This window comes from Luteibacter sp. 3190 (assembly GCF_031456385.1).
Taxonomy (GTDB): Bacteria; Pseudomonadota; Gammaproteobacteria; order Xanthomonadales; family Rhodanobacteraceae; genus Luteibacter.
Window position 1 is genome coordinate 1,290,848 of record NZ_JAVDUO010000001.1, and the last position, 16,632, is coordinate 1,307,479.

At 68.4% G+C, this 16,632-nt stretch carries 15 protein-coding genes; 11 read left to right on the plus strand and 4 right to left on the minus strand.

What is annotated here, in order from left to right; translation table 11 throughout:
* Positions 1-79 precede the first annotated feature (79 nt).
* Complete coding sequence (locus J2X58_RS05925; RefSeq protein ID WP_090053254.1) at positions 80-418, minus strand: hypothetical protein; 339 nt, start codon at positions 416-418, stop codon at positions 80-82.
* A 52-nt stretch (positions 419-470) separates the two neighbouring features.
* Positions 471-1,193: a murein L,D-transpeptidase catalytic domain family protein gene (locus J2X58_RS05930; protein ID WP_310046969.1), complete on the minus strand. Its 723-nt coding sequence runs from the start codon at positions 1,191-1,193 to the stop codon at positions 471-473.
* A gap of 146 nt (positions 1,194-1,339) precedes the next feature.
* Here J2X58_RS05930 and J2X58_RS05935 point away from each other — a divergent pair, with 146 nt between their 5' ends.
* Complete coding sequence (locus J2X58_RS05935) at positions 1,340-3,058, plus strand: L,D-transpeptidase family protein (RefSeq protein WP_310046970.1); 1,719 nt, start codon at positions 1,340-1,342, stop codon at positions 3,056-3,058.
* Between the two features lie 5 nt (positions 3,059-3,063).
* Here J2X58_RS05935 and J2X58_RS05940 read toward each other — a convergent pair whose 3' ends face one another.
* Positions 3,064-3,561: a YetF domain-containing protein gene (locus J2X58_RS05940; protein ID WP_090053251.1), complete on the minus strand. Its 498-nt coding sequence runs from the start codon at positions 3,559-3,561 to the stop codon at positions 3,064-3,066.
* A gap of 147 nt (positions 3,562-3,708) precedes the next feature.
* Here J2X58_RS05940 and J2X58_RS05945 point away from each other — a divergent pair, with 147 nt between their 5' ends.
* The 6 genes from J2X58_RS05945 (at position 3,709) to J2X58_RS05970 (ending at position 7,742) form a co-directional block, all read left to right on the plus strand.
* Positions 3,709-4,446 carry a 2OG-Fe dioxygenase family protein gene (locus J2X58_RS05945; RefSeq protein WP_090178794.1) on the plus strand — a complete coding sequence of 246 codons (738 nt, stop codon included), beginning with the start codon at positions 3,709-3,711 and terminating at the stop codon, positions 4,444-4,446.
* A 115-nt stretch (positions 4,447-4,561) separates the two neighbouring features.
* On the plus strand, positions 4,562-4,930 hold the full coding sequence (locus J2X58_RS05950) for a BON domain-containing protein (RefSeq protein ID WP_310046971.1): 369 nt from the start codon (positions 4,562-4,564) through the stop codon (positions 4,928-4,930).
* A gap of 16 nt (positions 4,931-4,946) precedes the next feature.
* Positions 4,947-5,465, plus strand: a complete 519-nt coding sequence (locus J2X58_RS05955) for a hypothetical protein (protein WP_090053247.1) — start codon at positions 4,947-4,949, stop codon at positions 5,463-5,465.
* Positions 5,466-5,687: 222 nt separating this feature from the next.
* Positions 5,688-6,038: a 2-hydroxyacyl-CoA dehydratase gene (locus J2X58_RS05960; protein WP_310046973.1), complete on the plus strand. Its 351-nt coding sequence runs from the start codon at positions 5,688-5,690 to the stop codon at positions 6,036-6,038.
* A 9-nt stretch (positions 6,039-6,047) separates the two neighbouring features.
* Positions 6,048-6,941 carry a bestrophin family protein gene (locus J2X58_RS05965; protein WP_310046976.1) on the plus strand — a complete coding sequence of 298 codons (894 nt, stop codon included), beginning with the start codon at positions 6,048-6,050 and terminating at the stop codon, positions 6,939-6,941.
* Between the two features lie 69 nt (positions 6,942-7,010).
* Positions 7,011-7,742, plus strand: coding sequence for a response regulator transcription factor (locus J2X58_RS05970; RefSeq protein WP_310046977.1), 732 nt, complete (start codon positions 7,011-7,013; stop codon positions 7,740-7,742).
* On the opposite strand, the gene J2X58_RS05975 is transcribed toward J2X58_RS05970, so the two are convergent.
* Entirely contained in the window at positions 7,732-9,501 is a 1,770-nt protein-coding gene (locus tag J2X58_RS05975; RefSeq protein WP_310046978.1) for an ATP-binding protein, read from the minus strand. The genes J2X58_RS05970 and J2X58_RS05975 overlap by 11 nt on opposite strands.
* A 314-nt stretch (positions 9,502-9,815) precedes the next feature.
* Between J2X58_RS05975 and J2X58_RS05980 the strand changes: the two genes are divergently transcribed.
* The 4 genes from J2X58_RS05980 to J2X58_RS05995 all read left to right on the plus strand — a co-directional run bounded on the left by J2X58_RS05980 (position 9,816) and on the right by J2X58_RS05995 (position 16,605).
* Positions 9,816-11,690 (plus strand): S8 family serine peptidase, encoded by a 1,875-nt coding sequence (locus J2X58_RS05980; protein WP_310046979.1) that lies wholly within the window; start codon positions 9,816-9,818, stop codon positions 11,688-11,690.
* A 23-nt stretch (positions 11,691-11,713) separates the two neighbouring features.
* Positions 11,714-14,029 carry a YadA-like family protein gene (locus J2X58_RS05985; protein ID WP_310046981.1) on the plus strand — a complete coding sequence of 772 codons (2,316 nt, stop codon included), beginning with the start codon at positions 11,714-11,716 and terminating at the stop codon, positions 14,027-14,029.
* Between the two features lie 217 nt (positions 14,030-14,246).
* A complete protein-coding gene (locus J2X58_RS05990; protein WP_310046982.1) occupies positions 14,247-14,969 on the plus strand; it encodes a DUF1080 domain-containing protein in 723 nt (240 codons plus the stop codon).
* A gap of 343 nt (positions 14,970-15,312) precedes the next feature.
* Complete coding sequence (locus tag J2X58_RS05995) at positions 15,313-16,605, plus strand: carbohydrate-binding protein (protein WP_310046983.1); 1,293 nt, start codon at positions 15,313-15,315, stop codon at positions 16,603-16,605.
* The last annotated feature ends 27 nt before the right edge of the window (positions 16,606-16,632 follow it).

Here is a 16,632-nt window from a genome sequence, read left to right on the forward strand (position 1 = left end):
CTGGCATCGGGGATACCGATGCAACCAAGGCGGCCATAAACGGACCGCGAAAAGCGCGTTGGAAAATCGGGATCGTGCCTCAGAGGCAGGAAACGGCTTCCTGACGATAGCGATCGTCGTACTCGCCACCCTTGACCTTCTGGATCTCGTACATGACGACCTGGGCGCCGGCGCCGTTGGCGGTGACGTCGAGGCGCTCGTGCTTGCCGTCGTCGTTCGCGGTCACGCGGCCCTTGTCGTCCTTCGCGTCGCCCTTGGCGTTCTTCGTCAGCGCCTGCCACTTCGGCTCCACGCACTGGACATAGGCCGTCACGCTCTTGCCCGTCTTGCTGCTGAGCTTGGGCAGGGTGTCGGTCATGCCGCTGGTGGCACACCCGGCGAGGAGGGTGCAGGCGGCGATCGCAAGAACGTGTTTCATGCTGGATTCCACGGTGAGAGTCCGGGGATTCTAGCGCGAGGCCCGGGGCGAATCAGCCGCCGGCCCGAGCGATGGTGTTGGCCCCGGCCTTCGCAAGCTGGCCGTTCGAGCACTTCAGGTAGTTCGACGACGCGAGCCACTTCTTGTCCGGGTAGTACGAGAAGACCATCTGGCCGCCCTTCAGGGCGTCGATCAGCTGGTGGGCGATCGCCGTACGCACCGCCGGGCAGCCCCAGCTGCGGCCGATGCGGCCCGCGACCTTCGCCATCGCGTCGTTCACGTAGGCGGCGCCGTGGATCACGATCGCGCGGGCCAGCGCCTTGTCGTTCACGCCGGGCTCGAGCCCGTTCATGCGCAGGGAATACCCGTTCTTGCCGTTGTAGGTATCCGACGTGCGGAACAGGCCTATGCTGGATGCGAGGCTTTCGGGCGCGTTGGAGAATCGGGTCGCATTGGCGTCGCCGCTGTTCTTGCCGTGCGCCACCAGTTCCTGGAAAAGCAGCTTGCGGTTCACCGTGTCGAACACCCACAGGCGCGGCTGCGACGAGGGCTTGCTGTAGTCGATCACCGCGAGGCGGTCCGACGGCTGCCCGCTCTGCGTCTGGGCGCACTCGGCGGCCTGGACGGCGAGGCCGATCACTTTCGGGTCCGCCGACGGCGCCAGGCGCGCGAGGGCGTCGCCGAGCGAGTCGGCGGCATGGACGGGACAGGGAAGGAAGAAGAAGGCACCAAGGAGCGGCGCGGACGCGAAAAGCGTGCGAAGCGGTCGAATCATGCCACCAGCCAGAAGAAGTATCCGGGGCATGCTAACGCGCTGATCATTTATTGACCACAACGCCGTCACATCCGTGCCATTCATATACGTGAAGCATTAAGCAAAATCGCAAGTTATTAAGGAATTGATAGGGAATGACTATGGACATGAGGCCGCTTCGCATCGTCGCGTGGGTGGCCCTCGCGGCCACGACCGGTCGGCTCTCCGCGCAGGACGCTTCCCCCGCGGCTTCGGCCGCCTCGCCACCCCCGATCGTCGCGGTCGACCCTGCCGGCAGTGCGAGCGCGGCGCTGGCGCCGCCCGCGCTGGACGATCCGCTCGCGCAGGCGATCTATGCGCGCCTGCAGCAGATGACGCCAATAGGCGCCGGCCCCCTCCCCCGTTCCGACGCATCCATCGGACGGGCGGTGGCCGACTTCTACGTGCAGCGCCACTACACCGCCGCGTGGTCGGACGAAGCGAACGCACGCCAGTTGCTCGCGGGGCTGGCCTCGATGGACGGCGACGGTCTCCTTCCCGAGGACTACCATCTCGCCGCACTCACGACCCAGGTCGACTCGCACGCCTACGCGTCGGACGACCCGGTCGCGCGCGCGAACTTCGAGATCGACGCGACCAGCGCGTACATCACGGCGCTCGTCCAGCTGGCCCGGGGCAAGGTCGATCCCGCCCGGCTCGACCCGACCTGGAATTTCGATCCCGCCGTCATCGATCCCGCGCAAGGCATGTCCATGCTGCAGACGTCGATCGACGAACGCAGCGTCGAACAGGCCTTCGCGATGGCACGCCCGCAGAACCCGCTGTACGCGGAACTGCGCGACGCACTCGCGCAGTTGCGCAAGACGGCCGCCGAAGGGGGCTGGCCGTCGGTGCCGGAAGGCCCCTCGCTGAAACCCGGCATGACCGACCCGCGCGTCGGCCCGCTTCGCGCGCGACTCGTCGCCGGCGGCTACCTGGCACCCACCCTCGCCCACGGCGATCGATACGACAACACCGTGACCGACGCGGTGAAGCGCTTCCAGGCCGATCAGTACCTCGAAGCCGACGGCGCGGTCGGGGCGGAAACGCTCGCCGCGCTGAACGTCCCGATCGCCACCCGCATCGGTCAGGTACGCGCCAACCTGGAGCGCGCCCGCTGGCTCCTGCACTCGCTGCAGGGCACCTTCGTCGTCGTGGACGTCGCCGGGTACAAGATCAGCTATTACCGGGACGGCCAGAAGGTGTGGACCTCGCGCGTGCAGGTCGGCAAGCCGTACCGGAGCACGCCGATCTTCCGTTCGCAGATCACCTACGTCACGTTCAACCCGACCTGGACGATTCCTCCCACGATCCTCAAGAACGACGTCCTGCCGAAGATCCGCCGCAACGGCTCTTACCTCGCGAGCAACCGCATTCGCGTGCTCGACAGCAGCGGCCGCGTGATCCCGCCCTCGCAGGTGGACTGGTCGCGACCGCGCGGCATCACGCTGCGCCAGGACGCCGGCCCGGGCAACTCGCTGGGCCAGGTGGTGATCCGGTTTCCCAACAGCTTCGCCGTCTATCTCCACGACACGCCGCACCAGGAACTGTTCGAGAAGGCCAAGCGCGACACGAGTTCCGGATGCATCCGCGTGGAGAAGCCGCTTGAACTGGTCGAGCTGCTCTTCAACGACCCGCAGACCTGGAGCCGTGGCGCGATCGACGAACGCATCGCGACGAAGAAGACCCAGAACGTCACGCTGCCCACGGCCGTGCCCGTGCTGCTCGCCTACTGGACCGTCGACATCGGCGCGGACGGCAAGCTCACCTACAAACCCGACGTCTACGATCGCGACCCTGGCCTGATCGCCGCGCTCGACCGGCCGCAACCGCTGCGGGTGCCATAGACGTCTCAGCCTGGACCGGGGACCGACGCGTCCTCCCGCCGGACGAAGGTGATCTTGCCGTTGGGCTCCAGCCGCGCGATCACCACGCTGCCCTCGTGCTCCATGCCCGCCGCATGCAGGGCGCGGTTGAACGCGGCGTCGGGCACCGACTGGCGACGCAGCTCGGCCTCGTCGCGACGCCCGTCGCGGACCAGGATCGCCGGCATGCCTTCGACGAGCCGGTTGAACCACGGGAAGCGTGTGCAGACCCAGCCAAGCGCCTTGTTCGTGACGAGGATGCTCGCGACGCCGATGAAAGCGCCCAGATAACTGTGGTCGTCGCCGATGATCGCCGTACGCAGCGTGCCGCCGGCGAGCACGATGACCAGGACGTCGAACGCCGACATTTCCCCGAAGCTTCGTTTGCCCGCCAGGCGCATCAGCACCAGCAGTCCGAGGTAGGTCAACACGCCGCGGCCGGCGAAATGCCACCACGGCTCCGACAGTTCGAACCACTCGCTCATGACCGCACCCTCTGCGCCTTCACCTGCTCCCGTTGTGACCGCGCGGCCGCAACGACGGAGTGAAAGGCGTCCTCCGGCCGCTGACGGGATGTCCTACGGGGCGGTTTGCCGCACCGCCGTGTGCGATGGCGGCCTTATACTGCGGCCATGAACGCATCCGCCGAGCCGAACGACAGCGCCCTTCACGACCGGGTCCGGGACGAGGGCTTCGCCTTCGTTCATGGCGAAGAGATGCGCGGTCTGATCGAGCACGCGGGCAGGCTGAGCGACCTCGACGCCTTCGTGGCGAGCTGGAACGCGCTGGAACCCGATACCTATCTGGCGGCGACCGGCCGTTTCCGCCGGCGTCGCCACGCGACCTACGCCGCCAGCCGCTTCGGCCGCGTCGAGCCACGTCCGCACCAGGCGCACTACCAGACGCTGGCTTACAACAGCCTGCAGGGCGACATCGAGCGCTGGTTCGCGCCGGTGCTGGAGGAGATCGCCCACGGGCCGACGATGCTCGCCATCCTCGAGTATTGCCACGATTTCTTCGGCGGCCTGTCGCCGGAGATCGCGCAGTGGCATATCGAGGTGCACCAGTTCCGGATCGAGGCGACCGCGGGGGCGGCAGGTGAGCCCACGCCGGAAGGCAGTCATCGCGACGGCGTCGACTACGTCCTGGTCCTGCTCATCGATCGCGAGAACATCGCCAGCGGAACGACGACGATCCATTCGCCCGAAGGGCGTCCCCTCGGCGAATTCACCCTCACCGAACCCTTCGATGCCGCGCTGGTACACGATCCCCGCGTCTTCCACGGCGTGACGCCGGTGACGCCCACCGATCCGGGCAAGGCCTCGCATCGCGACGTGCTCGTCGTCACGTTCCGCCAGGCCACGGGCTGAGTCGGCGATCTTCAGCCGCCAGCCGGTCTCGCGAATGCACCGTCGCTAACCCTGCACCGCCGGTTCACGGGTCCGGCGGCGTACTGCGCATCGTCGCAGCCACCGGTGAACACCCGTGAATCCATGCTACCCCGCCCTCCTCCTCCTGGCCGTCGCGGCGGCATCGCCGTCGTTCGCGCAGGACACGTCGAAGGTCGACAACACCGCCATCAACCAGCGCGATCGCCACGCCGAAAGCGCGACGCCGATGGACCAGCCGAACGATGCCGCCGACATCCGCCTCGCGGCCGCCGTCCGCAAGGCCATCGTCGCGGACGACTCCCTCTCGACGATGGGCCAGAACGTCAAGCTGATCGCGGCCAAGGGCATCGTCACCCTGCGCGGTCCCGTGAAGGACGACGCCGAGAAAGCCCGCATCGAGGCGATCGCGAAGAGCGTGCCCGGCGTCGCCACCGTACAGAACCAGCTCGACACCAAGCACTGACCCGACGAGGCCCCCGATGAAAGCATCCGTTTACTGCACCGCCCGCACCGTGGAACAGGCCGAGCACATCGTGCTCGAACTTAAGCAGGCCGGCTTCACCAGCGACGATATCTCCGCGCTGCTGCCCGATCGCCGGGGCACCCGCGATTTCGCGCACGAGCACAACACGAAGGCCCCGGAAGGGGCGACCACCGGCGGCGTTGTCGGGCTCGGCCTGGGCGCGGGCCTTGGCTGGCTCGCCGGCATCGGCGCGCTCGCCATTCCGGGCGTCGGCCCGTTCATCGCCGCCGGTCCGATCATGGCCGCGCTCGGCGGCGCGGCCGTCGGCACGGCGACGGGTGGCATCGTCGGCGCGCTGGTCGGCATGGGCATCCCGGAATTCGAGGCCAAGCGCTTCGACACCAAGGTTCGCGACGGCAGCATCCTGATCTCTGTCCACACCGAGAGCGGCAACCAGCGCGACGCCGCGCGCGACATCTTCAAGCGCAACAACGCCGACGACATCTCGACGGGTTCGGAAGCAAGCGTCCGCTGATCTATCCACAGGGATTGTGGAAAGTTCCTGCATAACCGTGTGGATAAGTCCGTCGCCGCCTTGCGCGGCGCGGACTTGCGTTTCACTGGTCACACATTCACCGCCCACCGGTTGGAGCGCACCCGGCCGCGATCGGTGCTCGCGGAAGGGTATGTCCTTCATTCTCAAACCCTTCCGCGTCGACCGTGCCACAATGGTGACCCCTCCGTAGCACGTACCGCGATGAACTCGTCCGGCAAATACGATTTCAGGCAGTTCCAGGAAGAGCTGGCCGCCCTCGATCGCCAGTCCGGCAAGACGGAGACCGCGCCGCCGAAGACGGCCAGCGCCGCGCCGGCGCCCGCCACGCCGAAGCGCCGGGGCCGGCCGCCGAAGGTCGATCCGCTCGCTCCTGCGCGCGCCGAGTTCGACGCCTTGCGCCAGCGCTACAACCTCTCGGTCGCCGACGTGGTCGCATGGTTTCCGCCCGAGGAAGGCATCGCCTACCTGCAGTCCCTGATCGCGGCCAGCGAGCCGAAGCCCCGCCGACGGCGGAAAAGCGCCGCCACGGACGTCCCGCCCACGGACGAGTGAGGCGGCGCCATGCATCGTTCCCGCACGCCCAGCGTCCGATCGCTGCTGTTCGCCATGCAGGGCTCGATCATTCCCGTGATCTGGCCGCGCGTGCTCTACACCATGCTCCTGTCCGCCGCGGTGGTCTGGATCGACTACCACGTCGTGTCCATGAAGGTCGGCCTCAACGCCGCGCCGCTTACCCTGATGGGCCTCACCCTCGCGATCTTCCTGGGATTCCGTAACACGGTGGCTTATCAGCGCTGGTGGGAGGCCCGTACGCTCTGGGGCGAGCTGATCATCGCCATGCGCAACCTCGCCCGTCAGGCGGTCACCTTCCTGCCCGGCGAAAGCGCCGCGTCACGCGAGGGCATGGCCTCCCGGCTGATCGCGTTCACGCACGCCCTGCGACATCACCTTCGCGGCACCGACGCGGCCGACGAGATCACGACGTGGATCCGCGACGAGCGGGAGCGAGCCGGGATCCTCGCCACCCCCAACCGACCGGCCGCGATCCTTTCGCGAACGGGCGCGGCGCTCGGCGAGGCCATGCGCGCGCGCCACGACGACCCGATCCTTCTTGCCGCGATGGATCGCGAGCTGGGTACGCTGTCGCACGTGCTCGGCGGTTGCGAGCGGATCCACGGCACGCCCATACCGTACGCGTACATCCTGCTCCTGCACCGGACCGTGCACATCTACTGTTTCCTGCTGCCCTTCTGTCTGGTCGGCCTCATGGGCTGGTTCACCCCGCTCGTCGTTGGCGTGCTCGCGTACACGTTCTTCGGGCTCGACGCGCTGGGCGACCAGATCGAAGACCCGTTCGACCTCATGCCGAACGACCTGCCGCTGGACGCGTACTGCGCGACCGTCGAGCGCGACCTCATGACGCTGCGGCGGCAAGACCAGGGCGACGCACACTAAGTCCTATCCATCGGGCGGAAGACCTGCTATCAACGATGGCGGGTTTTATCGCTCCGGACCACGTACACCATGATGAATCGACAGCCGCAGGCGCAGGACGGAGCCGCCGCCGCGGACCACGTCCCGCCACCGCATGTCGCGCTCGTAGAAGACGACCACCTGCTGCGCGACCGCCTGGTCGCCCCCGGCCTCCGCGACTTCGGATTCCGCGTGTCCGCGGTGGGGACGGTCAAGGAACTCGAGCAGGTGCTGAGCACCGACGAGCCGGATATCGTCGTCCTCGACGTCGGCCTGCCCGACGGCGACGGATTCTCCCTAGCGGAACGCCTTCACCTGAGTTCACGCATCGGCATCGTCATGCTCTCGGGAAGGCACACGCAGGAGGACCGCGTACGCGGCCTCAGCAACGGCGCCGATGCCTACCTCGCCAAGCCCGTGGTGATGCACGAACTCGCCGCGACCCTGCGCAATCTCATGCGCCGCCTGCGGCCACCGCCCCTGCGCAGCGTGACTGCGGCCGCGTGGCGACTCGACAGCCAGGGCTGGTGCCTCGTCGCGCCGAATGGCGTGTCGATCGCGCTGAAGGCCCACGAACGGGCCATGCTGCGCGCCCTGCTCGACGTGCCTGGCGAACCGGTGAGCCGTGAGACGCTCATCGCCGCGGTCGGCGGCGACGAACAGTTCGACCCGCACCGCATCGAGGTGCTCGTGTACCGGCTGCGCAGCAAGGTCGGCACGAAGGCCGGGGTCGTGCTCCCGCTCAGCGCGGTACGCGGCAGCGGCTACGTGTTCACGATGTAAGCGCGGGCGCGCGCCGGACACCTTCCAGCAGGCGCGTGGCTTCCGAAACCAGCATGTCGGGTGAGCAAGGCTTGTGCAGGATGGCGATGCCGTCGACCTGCGCGATCGTCGGAGGGAAATGCGACGAGACCACGAGCAGCGGCGTGTCGGGCATCAGCAGGCGCAGATCGTCGACCCATACCGAAGGATCGTTGTCACCGAGGCGCAGATCGGTGATCACCAGTTCGATCGAGTGCGCGAACTCGGCGGCGAGCCGCAGCGCCTGCGCCGCGCTGCCCGCCTCCATCACCAGGAAGCCGTCGCCCTCGAGCCGCTTGCGCCACATCTCGCGGAGGATGTCCTCGTCCTCCACCAGCAGCGTCTGCACGAGCGGCGCCTGCGAGAGATCGTCCCCCGCGTGGCGCGGCACACCGGGCAGTTCGATGACGATCGTCGTGCCATGCCCTTCCTCGCTCTCCACCTCGATGGTGCCGGCACTGTCACGCACCAGATCGCGGACGACCGCGAGGCCCAGGCCGCTGCCGGCGTGGGCGGGTTTCGTGGTGAAGAACGGCTCGAACACCTCCTGGCGCACGCGCTCGGGCATGCCGTGACCGTCGTCGCGGAACGTCATGCGGACGCGCCCGCCGGCGGCGGGCACCACGCGGATGTCGAAGCGGCCGTCCGGTTGCATGGCGTCGCGCGCGTTCGCCGCGATGTTGAGGATCATCAGCTCCAGTTGCTCCGGATCGAAGCGGATGTACCGGGCGTCGTCCGCGACCTCCACACCGAGCGTGGTCGCATGGCTGAAGAGCTGGCGCAGCACGTGTTTCACGTCGCGCAGCGACCGGCGCAGGTCGATCACCTCGACGCGCGCGACGTCGCGCCGCCCGAAGCTGAGGAGCTTGCGACTGATGGCGGCACCGCGCCGCGCGGCCGCGGCCACCCCGTACAGAGCGGTCCGCAGCACGGCCGGATCGTCGCTGTCCTCGCGCACCTCGGCGTAGCCTTCGATCACACTGAGGATGTTGTTGAAATCGTGCGCCACGCCACCGGCGAGGCGCCCCACGGCCTCGACCTTCTGCGCATGGATCAGCTGCTCGCGCGACTTGCGATGGGCCGCGATCTCCTCTTCCAGCACCCGGTTCGTCTCGGCCAGGCGCATGCCGCGCCGCTCCGCGCTCTGCACGCTGCCGCGCAACGTCGACACGCACTGGTCGAGCACCAGGGTGATGGCGAGGTAGCTCAGGGCCAGGGGCAGCAGGTTCACCGCGCCCATCAGCGGATGGTTCGCGCCGTGCGCCGACAACCGCAGGACATCAGAGCCGGCGCCCACGGCGAACAGCACGACGAGCACGCCATAGAGCCGCCACAGCGTGCGGCGCCCTAGCACGAGTCCCCCGAGCACGATGCTCAGCACCACGTACGTCTGGTCGAGCATGGCGTTCATCAGGCCGCGGTCGGCATAGGTGACGAACAGCGACAGGAGCATCGTGGCCACGAACAGGCGCGTCGCCGACTCCACCTTGCCCCGGCGGATCTTCACGATACCGGCCCACGCAGCCGCCACCACGAGCACGTCGCCACCGAGGTCCATCCAGTCGGCGAAGGTCAGCGGGTTGGTCAGCACCGCGATGCGGTAGGGCCAGATCAACGGAAGTGTGATGCCGATCATGAAAAGCAGGAGCTGCAACGCGACGCCGTTGCCGCGCGACGTCTCGTCGCCAAACGGAATGTCGCGCAGCCAGCCGATCGCCGGCCTGAAAATCGTCTTCGTCACGCGTTCTCCCGCGAAGTTTCATGACAGGCGACCTTTATAGGCGCGATGGCTTCGCGATTCACGCACCAAAACTGTCAATCGACGCCATGCCATGCCTCGCGTCATCCCAACCGTGAGGTTTTGACAGATTCCGACAGAGACGGTGCGTGATCCTGCAACGCGTTTGTCATACGTTCGCCGCTCGTCGTGCGACACGCCGACGATCATCGACGCGATGCAGGGCCGGTCATGCACCGGCCATGGGGATCACGGGCAAACGCAGGGGAATGCATCGCGTCCGCCAACGCCAACACCACCGGGGAGATACCCGCACCATGCCTCGCCTGTCCTTGCGCCTCATCGGCGTCCTCGCCGTGGCCACCGCCGTCCCGGCGTTCGCCGCGCAGCCCGCGTCACATCCCCTTCGGACCATCGACGTCGCCACCACGACGCAGCCGTCGTTCGACCGGTTCATCGTCACCTATCGCAACGACGGCGATGCGCTCGCCGCGACGCAGACCGCCAGCGTCGCGCTGTCGCGCATGACGTTCGCCTCGGCGAAGGGTGCGCGCCTGGCGCCGCCCACGGTGACCCACCTGCGCAAACTCGCCATCGGCAGCCGTGTGCTGAAGCTGTCGCGCAAGCTGGATGCCAACGAGACGGCCGCGTTCCTCGCCCGCATGGCGGCCGACCCGGCGGTGAAGTCGATCGTGCCCGACCGCATGCGCCAGGCCGTGCGCGACTTCCGCGCCGACGACGTGGTGACTCCAGACGACGAGTACTACGCCAAGGACCAGTGGCACCTGCGCGCGCCCGACGGCACGCCCGATACCGATCTCGCGGTGCCGAACCAGGGCGGCGCGAACCTTCCCGGCGCCTGGAGCCTCGCCGACGGCGACGGCATCACGGTCGCCGTCGTGGATACGGGCATCACGCAGCATCCCGACCTCGACACCTCGCTCGCCGACGCCGGTTACGACTTCATCACCGACGCGTTCGTTTCCGGCCGCGCCAGCGACGGGCGCGCGCCGGGCGGATGGGACACCGGCGACTGGACGACCGAGGCACCGTGGTCGGACAGCTGCCAGCCCGAACCGAGTTCGTGGCATGGCACGCACGTCGCCGGCACCATCGCCGAACTGACGAACAACGGGCTCGGCATGGCCGGCGTGGCGTCCCGCGCGAAGGTGTTGCCGGTCCGCGTGCTCGGCCACTGCGGCGGTTACGACAGCGACATCGCGGACGGCATCGTCTGGGCCGCGGGCGGCCACGTCGACGGTGTGCCCGACAACACGCATCCCGCGCAGGTCATCAACATGAGCCTCGGCGGCCAGGGCCAGTGCGTGCCCGACGACCCGATGGCGCAGGCCATCGCGGCGGCCAACGCGCGCGGCGCGGTCGTCGTCGTCGCCGCCGGCAATTCCGGCGACGATTCGGCGTATTACTCACCCGCGAGCTGCCCCGGTGCGATCACCGTGGCCTCGGTCGGCATCACCAGCCGTCTGGCCTTCTATTCGAACTACGGCAAGCCGGTGGCGATCGCGGGACCCGGTGGCGGCATCTACGCCAACGACGGTACCAGCGGCTCCCCGGTCACGAGCGGCTTCGTCTACCAGGCGATCAACGGCGGCGAGACCGTGCCGGCCGAACCGACCTACGGCGGCTACGCCGGCACGTCGCAGGCGACGCCGCACGTCGCGGGCACGGTCGCGCTGATGCAGAGCGCGCGCCTCGCCGCGGGCCAGCCGCTGATGACGCCCGCCGCGGTGGTCAGCGCGCTGAAGCAGACGGCGCACAAGCCGAAGGTTCCGTTCCCGACCGCGACGCCGGCCGGCGCGGGCATCGTCGATGCGACGGCGGCGGTGAAGCTCGCCCTTCTCGGCGACAACTACACGCCGGAACTGACCAACGGCGGCCTGCTCACGAACGTCGCGAGCTACGCGGGTACGTCGCTCTACTACCAGATCGACGTGCCGGCCGGCGCGAAGAGTCTCGTCATCCGTACCTTCGGCGGTTCGGGCGACGTCACCCTCCAGGTGAAGGTCGGCGCGCGTCCGGCCGACGGCGCCTACGACTACGTGTCCGCGCATGCGGGCAACGCGGAGTCCGTCGTCCTGGCCCGCCCGGCGGCGGGCACGTATTTCCTCCGCGTCCTCGGCGTCAAGGACGCCCCGAACCTCAGCGTGCAGGCGAGCTTCGTCGCCCCCTGACCCACTTCTCCACGGAGACACCCATGAATCGTTTCACCCGCACCACCCTGCTCCCCGCGCGACGCGCGATCGCCGCCGCCATCGCGCTTGGCGTCGCCTGCACCTCGGCACAGGCGGCCGCGCCGCTGACCACCGCGCCGCGCCTCGATGCCGCGCACCGCGTGCTGAGCGCCTCCGACATCGCGCCGGGCGGCTACTTCGCCGCCAACGGCGCGTCCGACGGCAGCGACGATGCTTACGCCGATGGTTTCCACAGCGTCGCCATCGGTGCGAGCGCGCTCGCCGCCTCCGACGATGCCACGGCCATCGGCTCGGGCTCCGTCGCGCTCGACACCGGCAGCACCGCCATCGGCACTGCCGCCATCGCGCAGGGCGCCGGCAGCATCGCCCTCGGGCAGGCCGCCAACACCGCCGGCGATTACGCCACCGCGGTCGGCTTCGGCGCCGCCGCGTCGGGTGCCAACGCGATCGCGTTCGGCACGGGCGCCACCGCCGCCAACGCCGGCACCATCGCGATCGGCGGCGTCGCCGTCGACAGCGGCGGCACGCCGCTGTCCGATGAGGTCACCACCGCCACGGGCAATCTCGCCATGGCGATCGGCGGCAGCGCCCAGGCCAACGGCGACAGCGCCATCGCGCTGGGCTCGCTCACCTCGAGCTACGGCTTCGGCGCGACGTCGATCGGCAACGAGTCGACCGCGCAGGGCGACGACTCCACGGCCATCGGCAACGGCGCGCACAGTACCGCCGAAGGCGCCACCGCGATCGGCGGTGCGTCGCAGGTCTTCCCGGGCGTGTTCGACCTCACGACGGCGTCCGGCTACGAAGCCACCGCGATCGGCGCCGCCGCCATGGCCTTGAACGACAGCGCCACCGCCGTCGGCGCGCATGCGCGTGCCGAGGGCGTGGCGGCCATCGCGATCGGCAACAACGCCTACGCGCAGGAGAACAACAACACGGCCATCGGTTACAACGCCGCGGCCACGGGCATCAACGCGATCGCCATCGGCGGCGACAACCGCTCGTCCACCTGGGCGTACGGCACGAACAGCATCGCGATGGGCGACCTCGCGCTGGCCAAGGGCGACGAGTCGGTGGCGATCGGCCACTTCGCCACCGTCAGCGACGACGGCACCAACAGCGTCGCGCTCGGCACCAACTCCGCCACGCGAGACAGCAACGTGGTTTCCGTCGGCAGCGACGGCACGCTGACGAACCGCTGGGGCGAAAAGATCCCGCAGTTCACGCGCCGCATCACGAACCTCGGCGCCGGCGTCGATGCCAACGACGCCGTCAACGTCGGCCAGCTGCAGGCGGCGATCGGCCAGGTCACCGTCGGCGATTCCGCGGTCAACGCCGCCTTCGCCAGCGCGTTCGGTGGTGGCGCCTCGATGGGCATGGCGGGTTTCGTCCCGCCCACGTACGCCATCCAGGGCGGTAGCTATGACAACGTGGGCGACGCGTTCGCCGCCGTCGACGGCGTGCTCTCCAGCGCGCTGCAGGGCATCGACGATATCCGGCAGCAACTCGGCAACGCGCCCGGCGGCGGCCAGCCGGGGAATCCGTCGGTACCGTCCGGCAGCGGCAACGGCCTCGCGGTCGGCGGCGGCAGCGTCGCCACCGATCCGCGCGACACGGCCATCGGCGATCACGCCACCATCGGCGCCGATGGCAGCACCGCCGTCGGCAGCAACGCCACGATCACCGCGTCGGCCACGAACGCCGTGGCGGTGGGAGCCGACACGTCGGTGACCGCGGCATCGGGCACGGCCATCGGTCAGGCGGCGTCGGCCACCGCGACCAACAGCGTCGCGCTCGGTGCGGGATCCGTCGCGGACCAGGCGAACACCGTGTCGGTCGGCACGGCCGCGAACCAGCGCCGCGTGGTGAACGTAGCCGCCGGCACCGCTCCCACCGACGCCGCGAACGTCAGCCAGGTCGACCAGGCACTCGCCACGGCCAAGTCCTATGCGGACAACGGCGACCAGCAGACCCTCGCACGCGCCAACGCGTACACCGACAGCAAGATCAACAACGGCGTGAGCCGCAGCGACTTCGACACGTTCCGCAACCGCGTCGACGACCGCTTCCACCAGGTCAACCAGCGCCTCGACCGCGTCGGTGCGATGGGCACCGCGCTGTCGCAGATGAGCATGAACACGTCGGGACTTTCCGGCGAGAACCGTCTGGGCGTGGGCGCGGGCAACTACGGCGGCCAGTCGGCCCTCGCGATCGGCTACCAACGCGCTTTCAGCCGAAACCGCGCGAGCGTGTCGATCGGCGCGTCGAGCTCGGGCTCGGAAAGCACGGTCGGCGTGGGCGCGGGCGTGAGCTGGTAAGTCCGCTCGCACGCGGTGACATCGTGCGCCGGGGCGATGGTGAGGGTTTCCACGAGCCCCTCACGTCGCACCGGCGCACGCCGGTGCCCGCGGCGAGGCGGTCGGTCGTCGCGACGAGGCCGGACGCACGACCCGACGCGCGTCACGAATCGACGATGGTCTCGTCGCTGCCATGACGGAACGCGCTACCCTCGGGGCTTTGCCCCCGGAGTCCGCCATGATTCGAGCTCACGTGAAAGCGATCGTCCTCGCCTGCTGCATCGCCGCGCTGCCCGCCCACGCCGCCACCGACGAAGCGGGGTTCACCTCGCTCTTCGACGGCAAGACGCTCACCGGCTGGCATTCGTTCGGGCAGAAAGGCGCGGCGAAGGGCTGGACCGTCGTCGACGGCATGATCCACTTCCAGCGCAACCGGAAGGCCGATGCGCAAGATGTCGCGGATCTCGTCACCGACAAGGAATACGAGAACTTCCATCTGAAGCTCGAATGGAAGATGACCCCCTGCGCCGACGCCGGCATCATGTTCAACGTGCAGGAGTCGCCGAAGTACCACCAGACCTGGGAGACCGGTCCGGAGATGCAGATCGCCGACCTGGTCTGCACGAAGCCCGACAGCTACACCCTCTACGAACGCTCTGGCGACCTCTTCGACCTCATCTCCTCGGACATCGAAAACGTCAGGGAGGCCGGTAACTGGAACGCGGTCGAGATCATCGTCGATCACGGCCACGTCCGCTTCATCCAGAACGGCCACACCACGGTGGACACGACGCTGTGGACGCCGGAATGGAACGCGCTCGTCGCGAAGACCAAGTTCGCGAAGATGCCGGACTTCGCCCGCTTCCATAAGGGCCACATCGCGCTGCAGGGCGGCGAGGACAAGGGCGTCGAACCGATCACGTTCGTGTACCGCAACCTGCGCATCAAGGAACTGCCGTAAGGGCACCTTTTCGGCAGGAGTCGCCTGTCCTTCGTTGTCATTCACGACGACCGGCGGACAAATGGCACGCGCCGCGCATGTCGCGGCGCGTCAACCGCCATGTATCGCCTGTCGGCTATCCGACTCGTCAACCGCACCGCAACGCGCCATTTCCTGTCCAGTGGACATTCACGCCGCCGGTCACACTTCGCCTCGCAGCCGATAGACAACGTTGTCATCCCGGGATTAAACCGGAGCCGCTTTCGCAGTCGGCAGTACGGCAGGGTTGCAAGGGGACCGAACGGATCCGCGCGACGCGTACCGGAGAAGCCCCTTCCATTCACTTCGATCTGGAGGCGCTCCCATGTTCACTCGTCCATCGTTCCGCATCGCGGCCCGTGCCGGCACCGGCACGCTCGGTGTCGCCATCGCCATCGCGCTGTCGTCCTTCGTTCCCGTCCACGAGGCGCATGCAGCGACCGCATGCGCCGCCGCGTGGTCCGCCACGGCCGTCTATACCGGCGGCAGCACCGCCAGCCGCAACGGCACCAACTACGTGGCCAACTGGTGGACGCAGGGCAACGACCCCGCCACCAGCAGTGGTGGGCCCGGATCGGGCCAGCCCTGGACCTCCCAGGGCGCCTGCGACGGCGGCAGCACGCCTCCGGACAATCCGCCCGACAACCCGCCCGACAATCCGCCGCCCGCCGCGGGCGACCTGCTCTTCAGTCCTTACAAGGACATCACCATCAACCTCGACTGGAACACGAACATCATGTCGACGATGGTGACGGGTACGCGGATACCCGTCGTCGGCAGCGGCAGCCTCGTCTCGACGCAGGTTCCGAACCTCGGCGCCATCACGCTCGCCTTCGCCTCTGGCGAATGCGGCAGCGAGAACTGGGGCGGCCTGCCCGCCTCGGCCTTCGCCAGCGCGAACATCGCGCGGCTCAACAGCGCAGGCATCAACTACGTGGTCTCCACAGGCGGCCAGGCCGGCGTGTTCACCTGTAGCAGCGCGGCGGGCATGGCGAAGTTCCTTTCCACGTACATGACCCCGCACATGGTCGGCGTCGATTTCGACATCGAGTCCGGGCAGACGCCCGCACAGCTCAACGCACTCGTCAGCAACGCGGTCTACGCCGAGAGCCTGTATCCCAACCTGCGTTTCTCCTTCACGCTGGCGACTCTCGCGGCTTCCGATGGCAGCTACGGCGGCGTCAACGCCACGGGCGACGCGGTGGTGCGCGCGGTGAAGGCCTCGGGCCTGAAGAACTACACGATCAACCTCATGACCATGGACTACGGCAGCGCCGGCCCCTCCATCTGCGTCGTGAAGAACGGCAGCTGCGACATGGGCCAGTCGGCGATCCAGGCCGTGCAGAACCTGCAGCACACCTACGGCATCCCGCTGAGCCGGATCGAGATCACGCCGATGATCGGCCTGAACGACGTGGTGAGCGAGACCTTCACCGTCGCGGATATCGACAAGGTCACGCAATACGCGGCCGCGAACAAGCTCGCGGGCGTGCACTTCTGGTCGCTGGACCGCGACAACCCCTGCGGCGGCGGCTTCGCCTCGCCGACGTGCAACTCGGTGCCCGGCACGACCGTGCTGCAGTACACGAAGAAGTTCCTGACCAACCTCGGCAAGTGAGACGGCGTCGTCAACGCGATCGCACGC

Bases quoted from the DNA above. Each gene is read 5' to 3' on its own strand.
- J2X58_RS05925 (WP_090053254.1), bottom strand. From the start codon at position 418: ATGAAACACGTTCTTGCGATCGCCGCCTGCACCCTCCTCGCCGGGTGT.
- J2X58_RS05930 (WP_310046969.1), bottom strand. From the start codon at position 1,193: ATGATTCGACCGCTTCGCACGCTTTTCGCGTCCGCGCCGCTCCTTGGT.
- J2X58_RS05935 (WP_310046970.1), top strand. From the start codon at position 1,340: ATGAGGCCGCTTCGCATCGTCGCGTGGGTGGCCCTCGCGGCCACGACC.
- J2X58_RS05940 (WP_090053251.1), bottom strand. From the start codon at position 3,561: ATGAGCGAGTGGTTCGAACTGTCGGAGCCGTGGTGGCATTTCGCCGGC.
- J2X58_RS05945 (WP_090178794.1), top strand. From the start codon at position 3,709: ATGAACGCATCCGCCGAGCCGAACGACAGCGCCCTTCACGACCGGGTC.
- J2X58_RS05955 (WP_090053247.1), top strand. From the start codon at position 4,947: ATGAAAGCATCCGTTTACTGCACCGCCCGCACCGTGGAACAGGCCGAG.
- J2X58_RS05960 (WP_310046973.1), top strand. From the start codon at position 5,688: ATGAACTCGTCCGGCAAATACGATTTCAGGCAGTTCCAGGAAGAGCTG.
- J2X58_RS05965 (WP_310046976.1), top strand. From the start codon at position 6,048: ATGCATCGTTCCCGCACGCCCAGCGTCCGATCGCTGCTGTTCGCCATG.
- J2X58_RS05970 (WP_310046977.1), top strand. From the start codon at position 7,011: ATGATGAATCGACAGCCGCAGGCGCAGGACGGAGCCGCCGCCGCGGAC.
- J2X58_RS05980 (WP_310046979.1), top strand. From the start codon at position 9,816: ATGCCTCGCCTGTCCTTGCGCCTCATCGGCGTCCTCGCCGTGGCCACC.
- J2X58_RS05985 (WP_310046981.1), top strand. From the start codon at position 11,714: ATGAATCGTTTCACCCGCACCACCCTGCTCCCCGCGCGACGCGCGATC.
- J2X58_RS05990 (WP_310046982.1), top strand. From the start codon at position 14,247: ATGATTCGAGCTCACGTGAAAGCGATCGTCCTCGCCTGCTGCATCGCC.
- J2X58_RS05995 (WP_310046983.1), top strand. From the start codon at position 15,313: ATGTTCACTCGTCCATCGTTCCGCATCGCGGCCCGTGCCGGCACCGGC.